At 66.7% G+C, this 19,006-nt stretch carries 16 protein-coding genes; 3 read left to right on the forward strand and 13 right to left on the reverse strand.

Annotated elements, in window-relative coordinates:
* Positions 1-97 precede the first annotated feature (97 nt).
* The 10 genes from ABIB42_RS22260 to ABIB42_RS22305 form a co-directional block, all read right to left on the reverse strand.
* Positions 98-868 carry an SDR family NAD(P)-dependent oxidoreductase gene (locus tag ABIB42_RS22260; protein ID WP_005666907.1) on the reverse strand — a complete coding sequence of 257 codons (771 nt, stop codon included), beginning with the start codon at positions 866-868 and terminating at the stop codon, positions 98-100.
* Positions 869-905: 37 nt separating this feature from the next.
* Positions 906-2,084 carry an MFS transporter gene (locus ABIB42_RS22265; RefSeq protein WP_184238920.1) on the reverse strand — a complete coding sequence of 393 codons (1,179 nt, stop codon included), beginning with the start codon at positions 2,082-2,084 and terminating at the stop codon, positions 906-908.
* Positions 2,077-3,138, reverse strand: coding sequence for a phosphotransferase family protein (locus ABIB42_RS22270; RefSeq protein WP_005666903.1), 1,062 nt, complete (start codon positions 3,136-3,138; stop codon positions 2,077-2,079). Before ABIB42_RS22270 ends, ABIB42_RS22265 begins: the two co-directional genes overlap by 8 nt.
* Positions 3,135-4,409, reverse strand: coding sequence for an acyl-CoA dehydrogenase family protein (locus ABIB42_RS22275; RefSeq protein ID WP_005666900.1), 1,275 nt, complete (start codon positions 4,407-4,409; stop codon positions 3,135-3,137). The genes ABIB42_RS22270 and ABIB42_RS22275 overlap by 4 nt, the downstream gene beginning before the upstream one ends.
* 21 nt (positions 4,410-4,430) lie before the next feature.
* Entirely contained in the window at positions 4,431-5,168 is a 738-nt protein-coding gene (locus ABIB42_RS22280) for an SDR family NAD(P)-dependent oxidoreductase (protein ID WP_005666897.1), read from the reverse strand.
* Positions 5,165-7,438, reverse strand: a complete 2,274-nt coding sequence (locus ABIB42_RS22285; protein WP_429249006.1) for a CoA transferase — start codon at positions 7,436-7,438, stop codon at positions 5,165-5,167. The genes ABIB42_RS22280 and ABIB42_RS22285 overlap by 4 nt, the downstream gene beginning before the upstream one ends.
* Entirely contained in the window at positions 7,438-7,953 is a 516-nt protein-coding gene (locus ABIB42_RS22290; RefSeq protein WP_005666892.1) for a carboxymuconolactone decarboxylase family protein, read from the reverse strand. Before ABIB42_RS22290 ends, ABIB42_RS22285 begins: the two co-directional genes overlap by 1 nt.
* Positions 7,954-8,126: 173 nt before the next feature.
* A complete protein-coding gene (locus tag ABIB42_RS22295) occupies positions 8,127-8,483 on the reverse strand; it encodes a hypothetical protein (protein ID WP_005666891.1) in 357 nt (118 codons plus the stop codon).
* Complete coding sequence (locus tag ABIB42_RS22300; protein ID WP_429249007.1) at positions 8,480-9,535, reverse strand: hypothetical protein; 1,056 nt, start codon at positions 9,533-9,535, stop codon at positions 8,480-8,482. The genes ABIB42_RS22295 and ABIB42_RS22300 overlap by 4 nt, the downstream gene beginning before the upstream one ends.
* Before the next feature lie 4 nt (positions 9,536-9,539).
* Positions 9,540-10,814 carry a cytochrome P450 gene (locus tag ABIB42_RS22305; protein WP_005666888.1) on the reverse strand — a complete coding sequence of 425 codons (1,275 nt, stop codon included), beginning with the start codon at positions 10,812-10,814 and terminating at the stop codon, positions 9,540-9,542.
* Positions 10,815-10,968: 154 nt separating this feature from the next.
* On the opposite strand from ABIB42_RS22305, the gene ABIB42_RS22310 reads away from it, so the two are divergent.
* Positions 10,969-11,679 (forward strand): TetR/AcrR family transcriptional regulator, encoded by a 711-nt coding sequence (locus ABIB42_RS22310; protein WP_429249008.1) that lies wholly within the window; start codon positions 10,969-10,971, stop codon positions 11,677-11,679.
* Here the strand turns inward: ABIB42_RS22310 and ABIB42_RS22315 are convergent.
* Together ABIB42_RS22315 and ABIB42_RS22320 are read right to left on the reverse strand one after the other, a co-directional pair.
* Positions 11,657-13,240, reverse strand: coding sequence for a phytoene desaturase family protein (locus tag ABIB42_RS22315; protein ID WP_184238929.1), 1,584 nt, complete (start codon positions 13,238-13,240; stop codon positions 11,657-11,659). The genes ABIB42_RS22310 and ABIB42_RS22315 overlap by 23 nt on opposite strands.
* Positions 13,241-13,341: 101 nt before the next feature.
* Positions 13,342-14,157 carry a TetR/AcrR family transcriptional regulator gene (locus ABIB42_RS22320; RefSeq protein ID WP_005666882.1) on the reverse strand — a complete coding sequence of 272 codons (816 nt, stop codon included), beginning with the start codon at positions 14,155-14,157 and terminating at the stop codon, positions 13,342-13,344.
* Between the two features lie 188 nt (positions 14,158-14,345).
* Here ABIB42_RS22320 and ABIB42_RS22325 point away from each other — a divergent pair, with 188 nt between their 5' ends.
* Together ABIB42_RS22325 and ABIB42_RS22330 are read left to right on the forward strand one after the other, a co-directional pair.
* Positions 14,346-15,977, forward strand: coding sequence for an ATP-dependent acyl-CoA ligase (locus tag ABIB42_RS22325; RefSeq protein WP_184238932.1), 1,632 nt, complete (start codon positions 14,346-14,348; stop codon positions 15,975-15,977).
* Between the two features lie 38 nt (positions 15,978-16,015).
* Positions 16,016-16,399, forward strand: a complete 384-nt coding sequence (locus ABIB42_RS22330; RefSeq protein WP_005666879.1) for a VOC family protein — start codon at positions 16,016-16,018, stop codon at positions 16,397-16,399.
* A 39-nt stretch (positions 16,400-16,438) separates the two neighbouring features.
* Here ABIB42_RS22330 and ABIB42_RS22335 read toward each other — a convergent pair whose 3' ends face one another.
* Positions 16,439-18,727 carry a hybrid sensor histidine kinase/response regulator gene (locus ABIB42_RS22335; RefSeq protein ID WP_005666877.1) on the reverse strand — a complete coding sequence of 763 codons (2,289 nt, stop codon included), beginning with the start codon at positions 18,725-18,727 and terminating at the stop codon, positions 16,439-16,441.
* Positions 18,728-19,006 lie beyond the last annotated feature (279 nt).

Raw genomic sequence — 19,006 nt, forward strand, 5'->3', positions numbered from 1 at the left:
TGTCGTCCGGCGCGCGGCCGGCCATTTGTTGAACACTTTTGCAGATAGTGCTCTATTTCTGGAGAATTGCCAAGCAGTTCCGGGCATGCGCCCGGCGTCAAGGGATCATCAGTCCCCCGTCCACGGCGAGCGTCTGGCCGGTGATGAAGCGCGCGCCCTCGCCCATCATGAAGACGACGAAAGGCGTCATGTCACGGTCCGGGTCGCCCAGCCTGCCCCCGAGCGGAATCAGGCCGGCCATCATCCTGTCGTGCGCGGCGAGCGCCTCGGCGTCCATGCGCGCCCGGTGTGCCTCGTACATCGGCGTCCACATCCCCGGCGCGGCCGCGTTCACGCTGATGCCGTACCTTCCCCATTCCTTGGCCACGGTGCGGGTCCAGCCCAGCACGGCCGCCTTGGCGGCCGAATAGTGGGCGCAACCGGGCAATCCCATCACGCCTGCAGCCGACCCGAAGTTCAGGATCCGGCCACCTTTCGCGCTCAGGTAAGGAAAGGCCGCCTGGTTGGTGTTGAGCGTGCCGCGCGCATTCACGTCGAACATCAGGTCCCAGTCGGCGTCGCCGATCGATTCGGCCGGCGCCGCGCGCTCGATCCCGGCGATATTCACGAGCCCATCCAGCCCGCCGAGCCATGCGGCGGCGGCCTCGAAAGCGGCATCGACCTCGGCGCGCCGCCGCACGTCGCAGCGGTAGTAGCGTGCCGACCCGGGGCCGGCCGCGTCGGCACGGGCCACCTCTTCGCTCCCTGCCGCGTCGTTGACATCCATCGCGGCCACCCGCGCCCCGGCCGCTACCAGGCCGCGCAGCACGCTGGCGCCGATCCCGCCGGCCGCGCCGGTAACGATCAGCCGTCTGCCATTCAGTTCCATGCTCTCTCCTTCAGGTAGGTTGTTCCCATCGATCCGTTCATGGCGCTGCCAGCCGGATGCGCCGTGCCTGGACGCCGCCCGCCCCGAGCGCTGCGGACATCAGCCAGAACAGGACGGTGGCGCCGGCGGCCGCCCCGACGGCGCCGAACAGCAGCGGCATCGCGGCCATCGAAGCGTGGATCGCCATGGAGCGCAGCGCCAGCGCTTCGCCGTGGCGTCCGGGCGGCGCGACGTCGTGCAGCGACGCGAGGATCGCCGGCTGCACCACGCCCAGCGCAACGCCGAGCACGGCCGCGCAGGCAGCCATGGTCCAGGCGCTGTGCAGAAGCGGATACGCAGCGAATACCGCGCAGGCGAGCAGCATCGCGCCCGCCAGCAGGGTGCCGCTCGCCAAGCGCCCGGCCAGCAGCGGCAACAGGAGGCGCACCAGCATCGAGGCCGCCGCGTAGGCAGCGAGCACGGCGCCCAGCGCCGAGGCACTCAGGCCTCGCTCGACGCCGAGCAGCGGCAATGCGAAACCGTGGACGTCCCAGCACACCGAGATCAGCCAGCTGACCAGCAGCAGGCGCCGGAACGGGGCCAGCCGCAGCAGGTCCCAGGCGGAGGCCCGGCGCTTCTCAGGCGCCGGGACGGGGCGCGGGGCTTCGGCGGGAACCGCCTGCGCGGCCAGCAGCGTCGCCGCGGGCAACGACGCCAGCGCCAGGAAGGCTGCTGAAAATCCCGCCTTGTCGATCAGCACGCCGGCCAGCATGGGACCGACCAGGCCGGCGATTGCGGGCGCCAGCGCGATCCAGCTGAACACCTGCAGGCGCGCCGCATCGGTGCTCGCGAGCCGGCTGGCGCTGCGCTGGATCGCGATCATCCCGAATCCCGACCCCGCACCGCTGAGGGCCGCAGCCGCACAGAGCGTGAACAAGCTTTGCGATGCGGCCGCCAGCAGCGTTCCCGCCAGCGCGCAGCAGGCCGCGATGCGCACCGGGAGGTGGTAGCCGCGCCGGTCGGCCAGGCGCCCTGCGGGCAAGGCCAGCAAGGCGGGGAAAACGGCAAACATCGTCATCACCAGCCCCACCGACCAGGCCGACTGGCCCAGCGCCAGCACGCCCAGCGGCGCGGCCAGCCGCACACCCTGGGCGCAGGCATGCAGGCCGACCTGGCATGCGACCATGGCCGCCAGCACGCCGTGCCCGGACGCTGCCTGGACTTGTTCGCTAGGCATGGCTCCCCTCGATCGAAGACAGCGCCTGGCCGAGCAGGCGTAGCGCCGAAGCATGGTGCCGCACACCGGTTCCATAGTCCGCCTGGCCGGCGCAGGACCGCGCATGACTGGCTTCGAGCATGATGCCCAGCTTGAAGCGCGCCAGCGTGAGGTACCAGTCGAAGGCCGACAGGTCGCGCCGGCTGCCTTCGCGGTAGCGCTCAACCAGTTCAGCGCTCGATGCCAGTCCCTGCGCTGGCGTGACGCGGATCGTCCCGGCGCCGCGTCCCTCGGCATCGGGCCAGGTGGCGACCAGCCATCCCAGGTCGAGCAGCGGATCGCCCACCGTGGCCAGCTCCCAGTCGATGATCGCGGCCAGCACCGGACGGTCGTGCCTGAACATCACGTTGCCGAGGTGATAATCACCATGCAGCAGGCCAGGAGTGAAGTGCTTCGGCACCCGTTCGCCCAGCCACTGCGCCACCTCCGCCACGCCGGGCAGCGATTCCGGCCCCGGCCAGCCGGCGTACTGCCGGCACGCGTCCAGGTGGCGCAGCCAGCGCGGAACCTGGCGCTCGAGGAAGCCGTCGGGCTTGCCGAAATCATCCAGGCCGACCCGGCACGGGTCGATCTCGGCAAGCCGCAGCAAGCCATCCACCATCGACAAGCCCATCTCCCGGCGCCAGTCGGCACGCTCGGCGTAGCGCCCGCGCAGGGGATTCGGGGTGGCCGTGAAGCCGTCGACGGGCGCCATCAGGTAGAACGGCACCCCCAGAACGGTCGCGTCGGCGCAGGACGCGACCAGGGCCGGATGCGGCACCGCGCTGCCGGACAGCGCCTGCAGCAGCCGTGCCTCGCGCAGGAAGCCGCGCTGAACCTCCGCTGGCGCGCCCTGGCGCGGGCAGCGCAGCACATAGGCCTGTCCGGTGCCGCGCTCGAAGCGCAGCAGTACGTTCTGCGTGCCGCCGGTCAGCGCCGTGACGCGCCTCAGCTGCCCTGCCCCGATCCCCTGCGCATCCATCCAGCGCGCCAGCGCATCCAGGTCGGGCCTGGTCTCGTTGGCCGCGCCGCTCATCCCAGCACCGGCCGGAATTTTTCCGCGGCGGCGGCGGCGGCGGTCGGGCGATGGTAATCGGGGAACAGGTCTTCACAGGCTACGTAATCGCGCAACAGCTGGCGCGCGACGGTCACCTTGTGCACCTCGGTCGGCCCGTCCGCGAGTCCCATCTGGTAGGCACGCACGATCAGGCCGACGAAGGGCATCTCGGTCGAGACGCCGATCGAGCCATGCACCTGGAGCGCACTCGACGCGATGTCGTGGAGGACCTTGGGCATGGTCGCCTTCACGGCGGCGATGTCCTTGCGTACCTTCTGGTAGTCGTGATACTTGTCGATGCGCCAGGCAGTGCGCATGACCAGCAGCCGGAACTGTTCGAGCTGGATCCAGGCGTCCGCGATCTTCTCCTGAACCATCTGCTTGTCCGCCAGGAGCGAGCCCTGCGTGCTGCGCGAAAGCGCACGCTCGCACAGGGCGTCGAGCGCGCCCTGAGCCTGGCCGATCACGCGCATCGCATGGTGCACCCGGCCGCCTCCCAGCCGCACCTGCGCAATGGCGAATGCGGCGCCCGGTTCGCCCAGCATGCAATCGACCCCCACCCGCACCCCGGCGAAATTCAGGTAGGCGTGGGTGGCTTCCGGGTCGTCCGCGACCCCGACATTGCGGATGATCTCGATTCCCGGCGTATCGGCCGGCACGACGAACATGCTCATGCCCTGGTAGACAGGCGCATCCGGATCGGTGACCGCCATGACGATGAAGAATGCCGCGTAGCGTGCGTTCGATGCAAACCATTTTTGTCCGTCGATGACCCAGTCGTCGCCATCCCTTACCGCGCGCGAGGTGAACACCTTGGGGTCGGCGCCGCCCTGCGGCTCGGTCATGGCGAAGCAGGAAACGACTTCGTTGGCCAGCAGCGGCGCCAGGAAGCGCGCCTTTTGCTCCTCCGTGCCGTAGGCCGCAAGGATTTCGCAATTGCCCGAATCGGGCGCGTGGGCGCCGAAGACGATGGGCGCGAACAGCGCGCGCCCCAGGATTTCGTTCATCAGGCCGAGCTTGACCTGGCCGAAACCTGCGCCGCCCAGTTCCGGCCCGAGGTGGCAGGCCCACAGGCTGCGCTCGCGCACCTGCCGCTGCAGCGGGCGCACCAGCAGTTCGAAGCGCGGATCGTGGATATTCCACGGGCTGCCCAGCACATGCTCGAGCGGCGCCACCTCGTTGCGTACAAATTGCGCCATCCAGTCCAGCTCGGCCTGGAACGCCGCGTCGGTTTCGAAATCCCATGCCATCTCAGTCTCCCGTGTTCAGTCTCATGCAAGCAACAGGCCGCCGTCGACCAGCAGCGTCTGCCCCAGCACGTAGGCCGCAAGCGGCGAAGCGAGGAACAGCGCCGCACCTGCCATGTCGGCGGGCGTGCCGAGGCGGCCCAGCGGTATCTTCCTGAGCGAGGCTTCGAGCCGCTCGGGGCGATCCGTGGTGACCCGGGTCAGTTTTGTCGCGACCAGCCCCGGTGCGATGCCGTTGACCCGGATGCCGTCGCGGGCCCAGGCTTCGCCGAGCGTGCGGGTCAGGCCGAACGCGCCTGTCTTCGATGCGTTATAGGCCGGCGTCCCGACCGTCGAGTGGAAGGCGGCCGCCGAGCTGACGATGATCATCGAACCGCCCGCGCGTGCGAGCATGTCGTGGAAGCGGTCGCCGCAGGCCATCAGGCTGACCAGGTTCACGTTGACGACCTCGCGGAATGCGGGCAGCTTGAATTCCTCGCGCCGGTAGCGCACGATGCCCTGGGCGCACACCAGCACGTCGAGACGGTCGAACGGTACTGCCACCGTGGCGACGGCGTCCGCGTCGGCGACGTCGACCCGGGCGTAATGCAGGCCTTCCAGGTCCGAGCCGGGCTCGCCGGCATAGTCGCCGGCGCCCGGCCGCGTGCCCCATACGTGCACGTCGGCGCCGCGCGCGCGGAAGGCCTGGGCAATGCCGTTGCCGATGCCGCTGGAGCCGCCGACGACGAGGACGGTCTTTCCGGAAAAATCGAGGTCGTTCATGGGTTTCCTGTGGATGGGGTCTTCAGGACGGTCAGCCCCTGGCGCTCCAGCGCATCGACCTGGGCCGGTCCGAACCCGAGCCGCTCCCAGACCTGGGCGCTGTGTTCGCCCAGCGCCGGCGGCGGACGGTCCAGTTTCAATGGCAGGTCGCCGAAGTCCCAATAGGCGCCGACCTGTTCAAGTTCTCCGTACACCGCATGGCGGTAGCGCGCATGCAGGCCGGCCGCAGCGCAGGCCGGGTCGTCGAGGAAGGCCTCGCCCTGCGACTCCAGCACCGGCTCGGACGGCACGCCGGCGCCGCGCAGTGCTTCCAGCGCGAGTTCCCGCGGCCGTGCGGCGAACCACGCCTCGCGCTCCCGGACCGTCGCGCCGGCCAGCTGCGCCAGGGCCTCCCGTTCGCGCCCGTCGAACGCGGCCAGCGCAAGCCAGCCATCGCTGCAGCCGTACAGCCGGTGGTCCGGCGACAGCCCGGTCTGGGCCGCGTCGAGGTGCGCGATCGGCGTGATCGCGCCGTCGGGCAGCATCACGGCCTCGGCCACCGTCGGCAGGGTGGCGCCGAGCAGGGACGAGGCCACCATCTGCCCTTCCCCGGTTTCGAGCCGGCGGTAATGCGCCAGCAGCACCGCGAACACGGACGACAGCGCGGCCAGGTAGTCGCCCACGCCGAAGCGCAGCCACATCGGCGGATTGCCCTGGCCGCCGCACTCGACCTCCCAGCCGCAGGCCGCCTGCATCAGCTGGTCGAAGCCCGGCCAGTCCTTCTGCTCACCCTCGGGTCCATAGGAACTGATGTGGCAGAACACCAGGGCCGGGTTGATCCGGCTGAGCGCCGCATGGTCGATGCCGAGCTTGCGCGCGGCGGGCAGGCGGATGTTGTGGTGCACGACATCCGCCCAGCGCACCAGTTTCTCGAGCGCCTCCTGTGCCCCGGCCTCGCCGAGCTTGAGCGCGACGCCGAGCTTGCCGCGCTGGGTTCCGGCGAAGATCCGTTCCAGCCGCCGCATGGCGTCGCCCGCCGGCGGTTCGACCTTGATGACCTCGGCGCCGAGGTCGGCCAGCAGCATGGTGGCAAAGGGACCGGCCAGGTAGGCGCCCAGGTCGAGCACCTTCATCCCGGCCAGCGGCGGCATGGGTATTCCGGCCGCCTGTAGCGGCGCCGGCGCTGGCGCCGCCAACGTGGCCGGCGCTCCGGGAAGCGGTGCGGGATCCCGGCCCGCCAGCGGCCCTCGCACCCGCGGTGGCGGCTGGGTCAGGTAGGCCGGCCCCGGCTGCAGCACCCTTCCCCGCTCGCGGTCTTCGACCTCGACCACGTAGCCGTTGGCGCGCGCCTGGGCGCTGGCGTAGATTGCGCCGAAGGGGGCGGCGACCTGGGCTGCGACATCATGTTCCCAGAAGTGGCGGACCCAGTCGCATGCCGGCCGGGTGGCCATGATGGCTTTGTTCGCGCCGAAATTGGGCGCCACGTGACTCGGTGGGTACTTGGCGTTTTCCGCCGCCACGGCGTCCGGGCCCATGCCGGCCAGCGCTTCCGCCATCCAGGGCGCCTTGTCGGGCGAGTAATGCACGTGCACCCATGCGCCATCGGCGCACCGGTGCAGCGGGATCGGCGTGTCCTTGGACAATCCCTTGGCGAACACAGGCGTCGGGCGTTCTGCCCGCGACCAGTGCATGCTCATCGGCGCGAGCGCCGCCTGTGCCAGGCTGGTATGCGCAGTGCCGCCGCGGCCGTCGCGGCGGCGTGCTACCAGCCGGGCCATCACGCCGATGGCGCTGAACCAGGCCGCGAGCCAGCCGGCAAAAGGCATGCGCACGAACACCGGGCCCGGACGGTGGCCGGGCTGCTCGTCCAGCAATCCCAGCCGCGCCAGCACCAGGGTCTCGCGCGGCGGCGCCTCGGCCAGAGGATGCCTGCGCGGCCAGCCCCCGATCGCCGACACAACCAGCTGCGGGTTCACGGCGGCCAGCGCCCCATCGTCCAGTCCATGCGCAGCGGCCTGCGCCGGGGTGAGGTCGTGCAGCAGCACGTCGGCGCCCTTGAGCAGTGAGGCCAGCGCCGCCTTGCCGGCCGGGGTATCCAGGTCGAGCGCGAGCCGTTGCTTGCCGCGGTTAAGTACGGAGAACAGGACCGAATCGGTATCGTCCGACATGGCGGGCGTCTCGACTCGGATCACCTCCGCGCCGGCCTCGGACAGCTGCAATCCGGCCGCCGGTCCCGCGATGCCGCTGGCGAATTCGATCACCCGGATCTGGTGGAGGATCGGTTTGTCCATCACGCCCCCGGCTCGTAGGCCTGCTGCACGTAGGTCATGCGCCCGCCTGCCAGCATCAGCGCACAGAACATGTTCAGTTCGACGATTTCAGGCGTGGTGTAGTGGCGCTTGAGCGCGTCGAACACGGCATCGTCGATGGCCATGTAATCGGCAGCGAACAGCTCCGCATAGTGCAAGGCAGCCTGTTCCGGCGGGCTGAAGCGCGCGTCGCCGGATGCCAGGCAGGCGATGTCCTCCTCGCTCACCGCATCGTCCTTGCGGGCCAGCTGACAGGCCTTGCACGTCGTGATGGAAGCGATTTTCAGCCGCACCAGTTCGCGCAGTCGCCCGGGCAACAGGCCGCGCGAATGGATTGCCTCGAGCGTGGCGAGCCAGGCTTCGGCGAGCTCCGGGCGGTGGGCCCAGACCTGCACCGGGACAGTCGAGCTGAGCATCCGGCTGGCGCGTCCACGCTCGACGGCCGCAGCCAGCGATGGCGGGAAGCCGGCGAGCGGAACGGTTGGCAAGCGCGTCATGGCCGTCTCCCGCCGGCACGCCAGCCTGCACACTGCAGTAGCCGGGTCATCCATGTCTCCTGTGCCGCAGTCGCTCGTACGATCTGGCGCGGCTCGAATTATTGTACAGAATGGCTATTTCTGTTCAATATATACAGGTTTCTGGAAATTGTCGACTGACTTCTACGGTAGGCTCAGGGCCTGGCGATGAAATAGCGCACGGCTAGCCGCCCTTCGCTGTCGAAGCGATAGAGCTCGATCGTTTCGATGGCGCGCTCCGTTCCCCTCACCAGGTTCCGGTTATGGCAGGCGGCTTCGTTTCCGTTGACGATCAGCGCCACTTCTTCGATCGCGATGGCGGCGTTCTGCCTGGCCCACATCGCGTCCAGCACCGGCCAGCCATCGGAAGCGGGCTGGCCGACGTACTCGATGGTCAATCCGGCCGGAGCGGCCTCGCGGTAGGCCGACAGGAAACCCGCCTTGTCGCCGGCGTTCCAGCATGCCGCCTGAGTGTGGAGGAAGCGGCGAATGGGATCCGTGTCCATGCTCATGGGGATTCTCCTGCGGTCGGCAACTCGTCACCGGGTACGTCTCGCGCGCTGCCGTTGCGCCGGTCGGTTTCGCCCCAGCCCAGGGAGCGATCGGGCTCGCGCGTGTCGCCGACGCGGCGCCAGCGCCCTTCCTGCTGGGCAGTAATCGGGAAACCGCCCACGAAGTCGACCATTTCGCCCTTCGGATCAGGTAGGAACTCCCAGCGCTCGACACCGTCCAGGACGATATGCGCGCTGTCCACGAAATACGATCCCGGCTTGTGGACGACCTGCCCCTCGATGTCGGTCGTGCAGCGAATCTCCCCTTTGTGGTTCTGGAAGATGGCATAGCCCAGGTTCCCGTGCCCGACCATGAAGGACCCGCTGTCCCAGCTGCCGTCAGTATAGACGGTGGCGAAGGTCCACCAGATCACGTGCATCTTGTTGTTGACCACGAGGTCTTTCTGGAAGTGGATCGCCCCGCCTTCGGCCATCCAGGCCTGGTCGAGGGTGATGATTCCCTTCACTGGCCGCCCCTCGCATGTGCCTGCGACATCGTACAGCTGCGACACGTAGAAGGTTCCCCAGTCGCGGCCCGGCAGGTACCACTGCATGCCATTCCCGAGCAGGGTGCCGGCAAGATCGAACAGGCCTTCCTCCTTCCAGCTGAACTGCGTGCCGGATGCGGTCAGGCGCCACGGCTTGCCTGGCTCGCCCTCCTGGCTCGACCAGCCGGCTGTCCCATTGTCCAGCCATCGCTGCGGAAACATGGTGAGTGCCTGCCCGCCGCTCTTCGCCTTGTCGATGCGGATATGCCTGCCGTCGCCGACCCGGGTCGACTGGTAGATGAACTTGGTCGGGTTCGGGCTGCTGCCGGGCGCATTCAGGGCGCGCACGAATGCGTAGATCTCGCCGTCGCGGTCGCGGACGCAGCCGAAAGGCATGTGCTTGGTCAGCTTGAGGCCGAAATGGTCGCGCAGGTCGGCCAGGCCCTCCCCCGTGACCTGCTGGGGTGCGACCAGGCACTGGTAGTCGAAGTCGGCCCGCTGTGGAATCGTCTTGAAGGTCTTCATGGTTTCAGTCCCAGATGACGTGGACGTGGGCGGCGCCGCGCAGCTGGGCGCCCTCGATCACAGGCGGCGGCTGGTCCGGATCCAGGCGCAGGTTGGGGAACAGGTCGAGCAGCGCATTGACGGCGCAGTTGAGCTCCATCTTGGCGACGAACTGGCCGATGCACATGTGGGGGCCGAAACCAAAGCCAAATGAAGGCTTGGCGCGGCGATCGATATCGAACACGTCGGGATGCTCGAACACTTCCTCGTCGCGATTGGCCGAGGCCACCATGCACTGGATGAACGAACCTTTGGGGATCGTCACGCCATGGAACTCGACCTCCTTGGCCGTCTCGCGGACCTTGAAGGTCGCCACTGGTTCGTAGCGCACCGCCTCGTCGATCAGTTTCGGCACCAGGGCGCGGTCGGCCCGCACGCGCTCCAGCAGCCCCGGCGTGCTCAAGAGCAGCGTCATCACCGAGCTGAAGGTACGGGTCGTGGTTTCGCCGGAGGCAGGCAGCAGCGAGCGCACGAAGGTAGTCACCTCGTGGTCGTCGAGCATGCGCCCCTCGTGCTCGGCACGCAGCAGGCGCCCGATCAGGTCGTCCCCCGCACTGCCCGTGGCGCGGCGTTGCACCACGACCGCATGGATGGCCTCATACAGCAGCTTGACCGCGATGCCGGCATTGCGCTTTGCTTCCGCGGCCTTGCTCGGGTCGATCTGGTTTCCGCCGACCATGGCCAGGGCCCAGGCGGCATACTGGCGGTACTGCTCCGTGTTATCGGTCGGGAAACCCATCAGCGCATACATCTCGCGGATCGGGAAGCCGAGGCCGAACTCCATCAGGTCGGCCTTTTTCAGCGGCACCAACGGCTCCAGAAAGTCCTTGCGGATGACAGCGTCGATCTGGTCGCGCCATTTGTTGACCGTCTCGGGCATGAAGGCCGGCTGCAGCAGCGCACGCACGCTGCGGTGCTGCTCGCCGTCCATCGCCAGCACGATCAGGCCGTCGAAGAAGGCGCCGAGCCCCTCGGCGATGAAGCCGCTGGTATAGCTGCTGGCGTCGCGCAGGACCGCCATGACGTCCTGGTGGCGGAACAGCGCGAAGGTCGGGCGCGTCCCTTGCTGCATCCCGGCGTTGGTCGGCACGCCGAATTGCTGGATGAAGTCGCCCACGAAGATCGGCGACGTGGCGCGCGCTGCGCGGCAGGCGGCATGCAGGTCACCCTTGCCCTTGTAGGTTGCGGAAACCGAGGAATAGGCGCTTTCCAGGTCGAGATCGGCAATATCTGTGCTCACGCTTGTCTCCTTTGTACTTGAACATTTTTTAGAATGATGTTCACATAGTAGCCCGCACCGGTCGCGCCAGGACGACTTCCGGCGCCAACTTCGTTTGACCCCGAGTCAAGCGCCCTGCCTCAAGCCGGGGAACCGATATCTCGAAGACGACACCATGGACGAGCAGCCGACCAGTTGTACGCCGATGAAGGCCTTGCCGAACAAGCGCGACACGCTCAGGCGCATCGCAGAGGCGGCCCGCCGCGAATTCGCCGGCAAAGGGCTGGCCGATGCCCGGGTGGACGACATCGCCCAGGCGGCTGGCGTGACCAAGCAGCTGGTCTACCACTATTTCCGCAGCAAGGAAGAGCTGTTCGCCTGTATCCTGGACGAGTCCTCCGCACAGGCGATGAGCGAACTGGTCAGCCTCGAGCTGGCCCAGCTGCCGCCGCGGGAGGCCCTCAGGGCGCTGTTGCGGCAGATGGTTCAGCCTTACCATGACGGCGCGCTCGGCAGCCTGGCGCAGGAAGGCGTTCGCTTTCATGAAAGCCGCGCCACGCCGCGCAACAGTTTCACAGAGCTTGCTCCTCGCCTGCGGGACAAGATGAAGGAAACGATCGCGCGCGGCATCGCCAGCGGCGACTTCCGCGCCGACGTGGATCCAGACATGGCGCTGGCGCTGGCCGCGCTGGCGACAACCGGCGCCTGGGTCAACCGCTATACGGTGTCGACCCTATGCGACATCGACGTGGCCAGGGCGCCGGACGCCGATGCCTGGCGCAGTTTTTCGGTGGAGTTTGTGCTGTCGGCGCTCGAGTACACACGTACCGGGCAGCACCCGCTGGCGCTCGCCGCGGCCCCGCTCAGCGCGCCAGGTAACGGCTGACGCGGCGCGCGGCGATCCGGCCCGGCAGCCCGTTGATGCCGCCCCCCGGATGAACGCCGGCGCCGCCGAGGAACAGGCCCGCCACCGGCAGGGTATCTCCCCCCAGCCCTGCAGCCGGCCGCATCAGGGCGCTCCGCGCGGGGCTGGTATCGATGTGCACGACACAGCCGCGATGCACGTTGAGGCGTTCGGCCAGGTCCGGCGCCGCTTCGATCCTGCGTCCGATCTCGTACTCCTTGAGGCCGTCCATGTATCGGCTCGCATGGTCGATCACCTGTTGCCCCACCCCGGCTCGGATCGCATCCCAGCCGTTGCGCGGCTCGACCGGCATCGCCACCGGGTACAGATAGGCCACGTCCTGGCCCGGCGGCGCCTGGCCCGGATCGACGGCGCTCGGGGCGGTGATCCACATGTAGGGCAGCGGCGACACCTCGCCGCGCGCGGCGGCGCGGAAGTTGTCCAGCACGGCGTCGGCGGTGCCGATCAGCAGCACGCTCTTGCGCAGGCTCAGCCCGTCCGGCCGCATCGCTTCATGGCGGCTGTAGCCGACCTGCCCCGAGAGCGCGACATCGACCTTCAATGGCGAGGCGCCATGGCCGTTCGCCGGCGCCAGCGCGACGCGGGTGAGCGTGCGGCGGTCGAGCGCGCCGGGCGTCACCATTTCCAGCGCCATCTTCGGGTGGATGGAGGCAATCACGGCGCGCGCCTTGACGACCGCACCGCTCTTCAGGCGCACGCCCCTCGCCACGCCGTCCTGTGCCAGGATTTCCGCAACCGGGGCGTCGAGGATGATCTCCCCACCGAGCTCGCGCAGCCGCGCCGCCAGCGCGTTCGACAGCGTCTGCATGCCGCCGACCGCGCGCCCCAGGCCGAACCGGTGGATAAAACCAAGCAGCGCGAAATAGATGCCGGTGGCCTCGCCAGCGATCGGACCGGCCGCGCCCAGCAGGCAGCACAGGGCCGATTGCGTCACCGGATGCTCGAAGCGCTCCATGATCGAGGTGTAGGCGGGGCTGCCGATCAGCGCCATCAGTTCCGGCTTGAGCGCGCGGTTCTTGAACATTGCACGAAACGCCTGCCATTTGGCGCCGAGATTGCGCTGGGCCGGGTCGACCCGCATCATCGGGATCGCCACGTCGATGAACGCATCGACCAGCTTCATCAGCGACATGAACTCATCGGCGTCGCGTGCGGAAAAGCGCCGGATCTCGGCCGCGGTCTGCGCGGCGCTGCGGCCGAACACCAGGGAACTGCCATCGGGGTGCAGGTAGACGTAGCCCGGGCTCATCTCCACCTGGCGAAAACCGTAGCGCTCGAGTTGCAATTCCTGCGGCATCATCGGGTGTACGCGCAGCGACATCAGGTCGAGCGCACATGGATGGATGAGATGCTGCGGGGCTTCGGGAATCAGGTAGCCGCTGGAGGCCATGCCGCCCACCTTCTCGCGAGCTTCGATCACGAGCACCCTGTTGCCCGCTTCGGCGAGGTAGCAGGCGGCGGCCAGCCCGTTGTGTCCACCGCCGACGATCGCCACGTCGTATTCGTTCTTTGCCGCTGTCATGCTGTCTCCTCGGGGTTCGTTTTGATATCCGCAGGATTGAAGCATGGGACCGGGCGCCCGGTCCGGAGAACGGTTTTACCTCAGGTAAAAAACGGGGCCGGTCAACGGCGCGCGACGCGGCCCGACAACAGCATGATGACGAAGCGTTCGACCCGGCGCATCAGGTTGCGGCGGTCCGCGCCGGAAGGCACCAGTACGTCGCTCAGGATGAAGCGCACGATCAGCTCGCAGATCAGTTCGCGGTCGAGCGTGATGCCGCGCCGTTCTTCCCACGCATCGAACACGATCGACAGCACATCCTGGAAGCGATGGACCGAATCGTGGAAGATGCGCTGGAACCAGCGGGTCGCATAGTCCGGCGCGACCAGCAGCAGGCGCCGCGCGCGGCTGCGCTCCAGGTAGTCGTCGACAAAGTTCAGCACGGCCTGGAAGCGCTCGTCCGGATCCTGGTAGGGGCCCACGGCCTCGATCAGGCGGGCATGGAACTGGTCGCGCTTGTGGCGCGAGAATGCGTCGAGCAGGTCGTCCTGGGACGAGAAATACCGGTAGAACGTGCCGCGAGAGATGCCGCTTTCCTGGCAGACGTCGAGGATCGAGATCCGTTCGGCGCCGGATTGCAGGATGATTTCTTCCGTCGTGGCGAGGATCTTGGCGATCGTATCGCCGGAGCGCTTGTTCAGCTTGACCGGCAGGGCGCCGGTGCGTACTGCGGGCTTTTTCACCTTCTCGACCGGCGCCGGCGCCGCTGCCGGCTTGGCGCGCGCGCGAACAGATTTTGCGGCTGGTACCGCCGCCGGTGCTGCGCCCTTCACAGTCCTGGCCTGGCGCGCTTCGGCTTGCGCCGGCACGGCCTTCGCCCGGCCCGCTGCCGCCTTTACTGCGGTCGTCGGCTTCTTTGGTTTGACGGCAGTCGTCATCGATTCACTCCGCTCCGCGCATTTTTTCGAAACCGGATTGTAACGTAAGGACAGGTGCATTAGAAGCCGACACGCAGGAAGTCCTCGCAATACTTTGACACTTTTTGCGATTCTGTTTATATTCATACGACAAACAAACGCAAGGGAGCCCGGCGGGCCATTCGCCGGGTCCTGACAAAGGAGGCAAAATGGCTGGAATGGGCAATCCCGGGACCTGGTCGCTGGGACAGCAGGATACCGTCATCGCCGCACTCGACCGGGCTGTCGCGGCCCATCCGGGGCGGGTATTGTTCGACTTCGGCGGCGAATTGACCACCTATGGCGAGTTTGATCAACTGTCGACACGCCTGGCGCATTCGCTGGCCGGACTGGGCCTGAAGCCGGGCCACACCATCCTGACCATGCTCGACAATAATATCGATGCCGTCACCGGATGGATCGCCGCCAACAAGCTGTGCGCCGTGAGCGTGCCGGTCAATACGGCACTGCGCGGCGAGTTCCTGCGCCACCAGATCGCCGATGCCCGCGCCCACATCGTCATCTGCGAGGCCGACTATTTGGAGCGCATCGCCCAGGTCGCGGAGGGCCTGCCCGACGTCACCCTGATCCTGTATCGCGGCGCCCTGTCCAGCCGCCCGCCCTGCACGGTGCGCATCGCCTCGCTCGACGAATACCGCGGCGCCTGCGACGACCCGATTACCGTCAAGCCCTCGCCATCCGACCTCGCATGCATCGTGTATACCTCGGGGACGACGGGCCCGTCGAAAGGATGCATGCTCAGCTATAACTACATGTGCAACCTGGCGCGACTGCAGCTGCGTGCGGGACCAGCGACCGACAGGGACGTCACGATCACGCCCCTGCCCCTGTTCCACATGAATGCGATGTGCGTCGGGGTGCTGGCGAACATTCTGGTCGGCGCCCGCGTGGCCATCGTGCCGCGCTTCTCGGTGTCGAACTTCTGGCCCGAGGTGGAGCGCAGCGGCGCGACCATTGCGTCCATCCTAGGCGGAATGGGCGGTTTGCTGGCGCAGGCGCCGGACAGCGAGGCGATGCGGCGCTGTGTGGGCCAGATCCATACCGTGCGCGGGAATCCGTTTACGGAAGAAACCAAGCGGATCTGGCGCGAGCGCTTTGGGGCCCGCCAGGTCGGCGGCAACGGTTATGGCCTGACCGAAGCGAGCGTCATCACCTCGCTCGCAGCCGGCGAATACGCCGCACCTGGCTCATCCGGCAAGCGCATCCCCGACTTCGATGTGCGCATCGTGGACGACCTGGACCGCGAACTGCCGGCGAATGCGCCTGGTGAGATCGTGGTGCGGCCGCTGCGGCCCGACATCATGTTCATGGGCTACTGGGGACGTCCGGCCGACACCATGAAAGTCATGCGCAACATGTGGTTCCATACCGGGGACATCGGCAAGTTCGACGAGGACGGCTTCTTCTACTTCGTCGATCGCAAGAAGGATTACCTGCGCCGGCGCGGCGAAAACATCTCCAGTTTCGAGATGGAGTCGGCATTCGCCGCCCATCCCGAGATCGAGGAAGTCGCCGTCCATGCGGTTCCCTCCGACAAAGGAGAGGATGACGTCAAGGTGACCGCGATCCTGAAGCCGGGCAGCAGCCTCCAGCCGGAAGCCCTGTTCCACTGGGCGGTCGATGCGGTGCCTTACTACGCCCTGCCCCGCTATATCGAATTCCGCGACTCCATGCCGAAGAACACGCAAGGCCGGGTCCTGAAATACCAGTTGCGCGACGAAGGCTGCACCGCCGCCACTTGGGATCTGGAACGGACCGACATCAAGGTCAGCAAGCGCTGAACGGACAGCATCGATCACCTCACCGAACAGGAACGCCAATGAGCATACTCACCCATTTCACCCTTGGAACGCACGACCTCGAGCGTGCCATGCACTTCTATGATCAGGTGCTGGCGCCGCTCGGGTACACGCGCCTGCTCGAGGTCGACGGCCGTATCGCCGGCTGGGGCCTCGGCGCGCCCCAGTTCATGGTCGGCTATCCGCGCAACGGAGAGCCTGCTACGGCAAGCAACGGGCTGACCATCGGCCTTGCCGCGCCCAGCCGCGCGGCCATCGACGAATTCCATCGCCGCGCGCTCGCGCTCGGCGCGAGCGACGAAGGCGCCCCCGGTCCGCGTCCATTTGCTCCGAACGCCTATGCAGCCTATATCCGCGACCTCGACGGACACAAGATCGCTGCCTCGTGTCGTCAGCCCGGGTAGTCGGATAGCAAGCTGGGACAGGGCCGCTTCGACCGGCCGCTATGAGACGCCCAACAATGTGCCGAGTGCTTCGAAACCGATGGGTTTCACGAGATGCGCCGCGAATCCCGCTGCGGCGCTGAGCTCCTTGTCGACCTCCTGCCCGAAGCCGCTCAAGGCGACATAGCGTGCTTCAGGATTGTGTCCGGTCTTGCGCATCAAGTCGGCGAGTTCATGTCCACTGAGGTCGGGCAGTCCGATGTCGAGAACGGCAAGGTCCAGGGAATCCTGGGTGAAGAGTTGCAGTGCTGCCTCCGCCGTATAGGCGGTTTTCACCTCATGTCCATAAGCCCTGAGCGCTTCGGCCAAGGTGTCGGCGGCGTCGACATTGTCATCCACGACAAGAATGCGCTGGGGCTTTTTGGAAAGCCGCATGCCTGGGAGGGGCGCCGCGTCCATTGTCGGCGCCGGGCCCGTTGTCAGCGGCAAGCGTACCGTGAAAGTACTTCCTTTCCCTGAGCCTTCGCTGTGCGCCACCACATGTCCGCCATGGAGCTCCGACAGGTTCTTGACCAGGGCCAGGCCGATCCCGAGTCCACCGACAGAACCATGCAATCTTCTCTCTCCCTGGACGAAAGGCTCGAAGATATGCGGCAGCAGGTCTGGCGACAGACCCGTGCCGTTGTCGGAAACCTCGATCTTGAGTTCCCCGTTCTCGACGCCGGCCTGTAGCGATATCTCCGCTGCCGATTGACTGTAACGCGATGCATTCGTGAGAAGATTGGAAACGATCTGCGCCAGGCGTGCCGGGTCGCCATACCATTGCAGCGAGACGATATCGACATGCAGGCGCTGCTGTTTTTGCACGATGAGCGGCATCACCATGTCGACAGCGCCCGTCAACACCTCGCGGACATCGACGACTTCTTTCCGCAATTCGACCTTGCCCCGGGTGATGCGCGAGACATCGAGCAAGTCGTCGACCAGGCGCGTCAGATGGGTCACCTGGCGGCGAATGACGACCTGCTCATGCGCCGTATCACCCTGACGAATCTGCATCAGGTTGAGGGCGGTGACGATCGGCGCGAGCGGGTTGCGCAGTTCATGGCCCAGCAGCGCCAGGAACTCGTCCTTTGCCCGGGCAGCAGCCTGCAATTCCACATTCAGTTTCTCGACCTGCGTACGCGACTCGACCTGGACAGTGATATCCACTGCGATCACCATCAGCCCGTAGACCTCGCCTGAAAGCGTGCGCAATGGCGACAGGTTGTAGGTGAAGTATCGGTCGTCGAGCGCGCCTCCGTTGCGGTGGATTTGTACCAGCGTCGGCTGCGAAACGAAGGGCTGTCCGGCGCGATACACCTCCTTGAACTTCACATGCACGGGCGAGCCGTCCAGCTCGGGAAACACGTCGAGGAATGCCTTGCCCACCATCTGCTCGGCCGGCCGGCCGCTCACCATGGCGTACATCGAATTCACCAGGTGATAGACCAGCTCTTCCCCGACCATGACGGCCGCACCGACCGGCGCATCCAGCAGCAGCCGGTCACGTTCGGCTTCCACGAGCCGGCGCAACGCTTCGGTATCCAGGCGATGGCGCGCACTGGCGACCAGCACCGTGAACTGTTCGAGAAAAAGGCGGTAGGCAGCATTGCGTGCAACCCGCGGCGATAGCGCGAACCACATGGCGAGATCGACCGAGACCCCGACTTCGGGCGCCGGGATGCGCACCTGGAGCGGTGTCGCCATGGCTTCTTCCGCCGCCGGCTCGATCGACATCAGTCTCGCATCAAGGATGTCGTGTGGATTGAAGGCGGCCGCTTGTTCGACTGCGGCCTTCAGCTCGTCGATTGTGCGCGCGTCCGCCAGTTGCTGGCGCAGGAAGTCCAGCGTCTGTTGACGCCGCGTGCTCAGATTGCGCTCGGTAGTTTCCTCGGAAAGGAGCAGGACGCCGCCAACCGCACCTGCGTCGTCCCGGACGGGCGTGAATGAATAGGTCCAGTAGGTATCTTCGATCCAGCCATCGCGTTCGATGCTGTACAAAAAATCCGAATAGACGGTCGAAGGACCTCCGTCCAGGACGCGCTTTGCCAAGGGACTGACCGACGCCCAGCCGTACTTCCAGGTCTGCGAAGCGGGCTGCCCGAGCGCGATCGGGCCATCGCCGCCGTCGACCCGGGTCGCATAGGCGTCATTGTAGAGCTGAAGGCAATCCTCACCCCACCATATGACCATCGGCTCGGTCGAATCGAGCATCAAGGTGAGGAGTACTTTCAGACTGGCCGGCCATTGTTCGTGCAGGCCGAGTGGCGTCGATGCCCAGTCATGCTCAGCTACCAGTCTACGCATGCCCTTTCCACCATGAAGGTCGGGAGCAAGGTCGGCACCATTTGCCTGTGGTGCGTAAGTTGATGCTTGTGTAGGCATTGGTTGAGCTGGGCTTGGGAAGGAGCGTACGCTATGGACGACTGCACATTGTACCTAAGTAATCGTCCGTCCCTCATTGCCACGCCATCCCGTGTCGCCCGCGGTATATAGTGGACCCCGAATCTGAGACGGTGGTTTAAGCTGTCGTCCGCGAAAGGATGACAGCGAATGAGTGAAGGTAAAAAACGCAGGGTGCACAGC

The sequence above is a fragment of the Massilia sp. UYP32 genome (assembly GCF_050434365.1).
GTDB classification, from domain to species: Bacteria; Pseudomonadota; Gammaproteobacteria; order Burkholderiales; family Burkholderiaceae_D; genus Telluria; species Telluria timonae.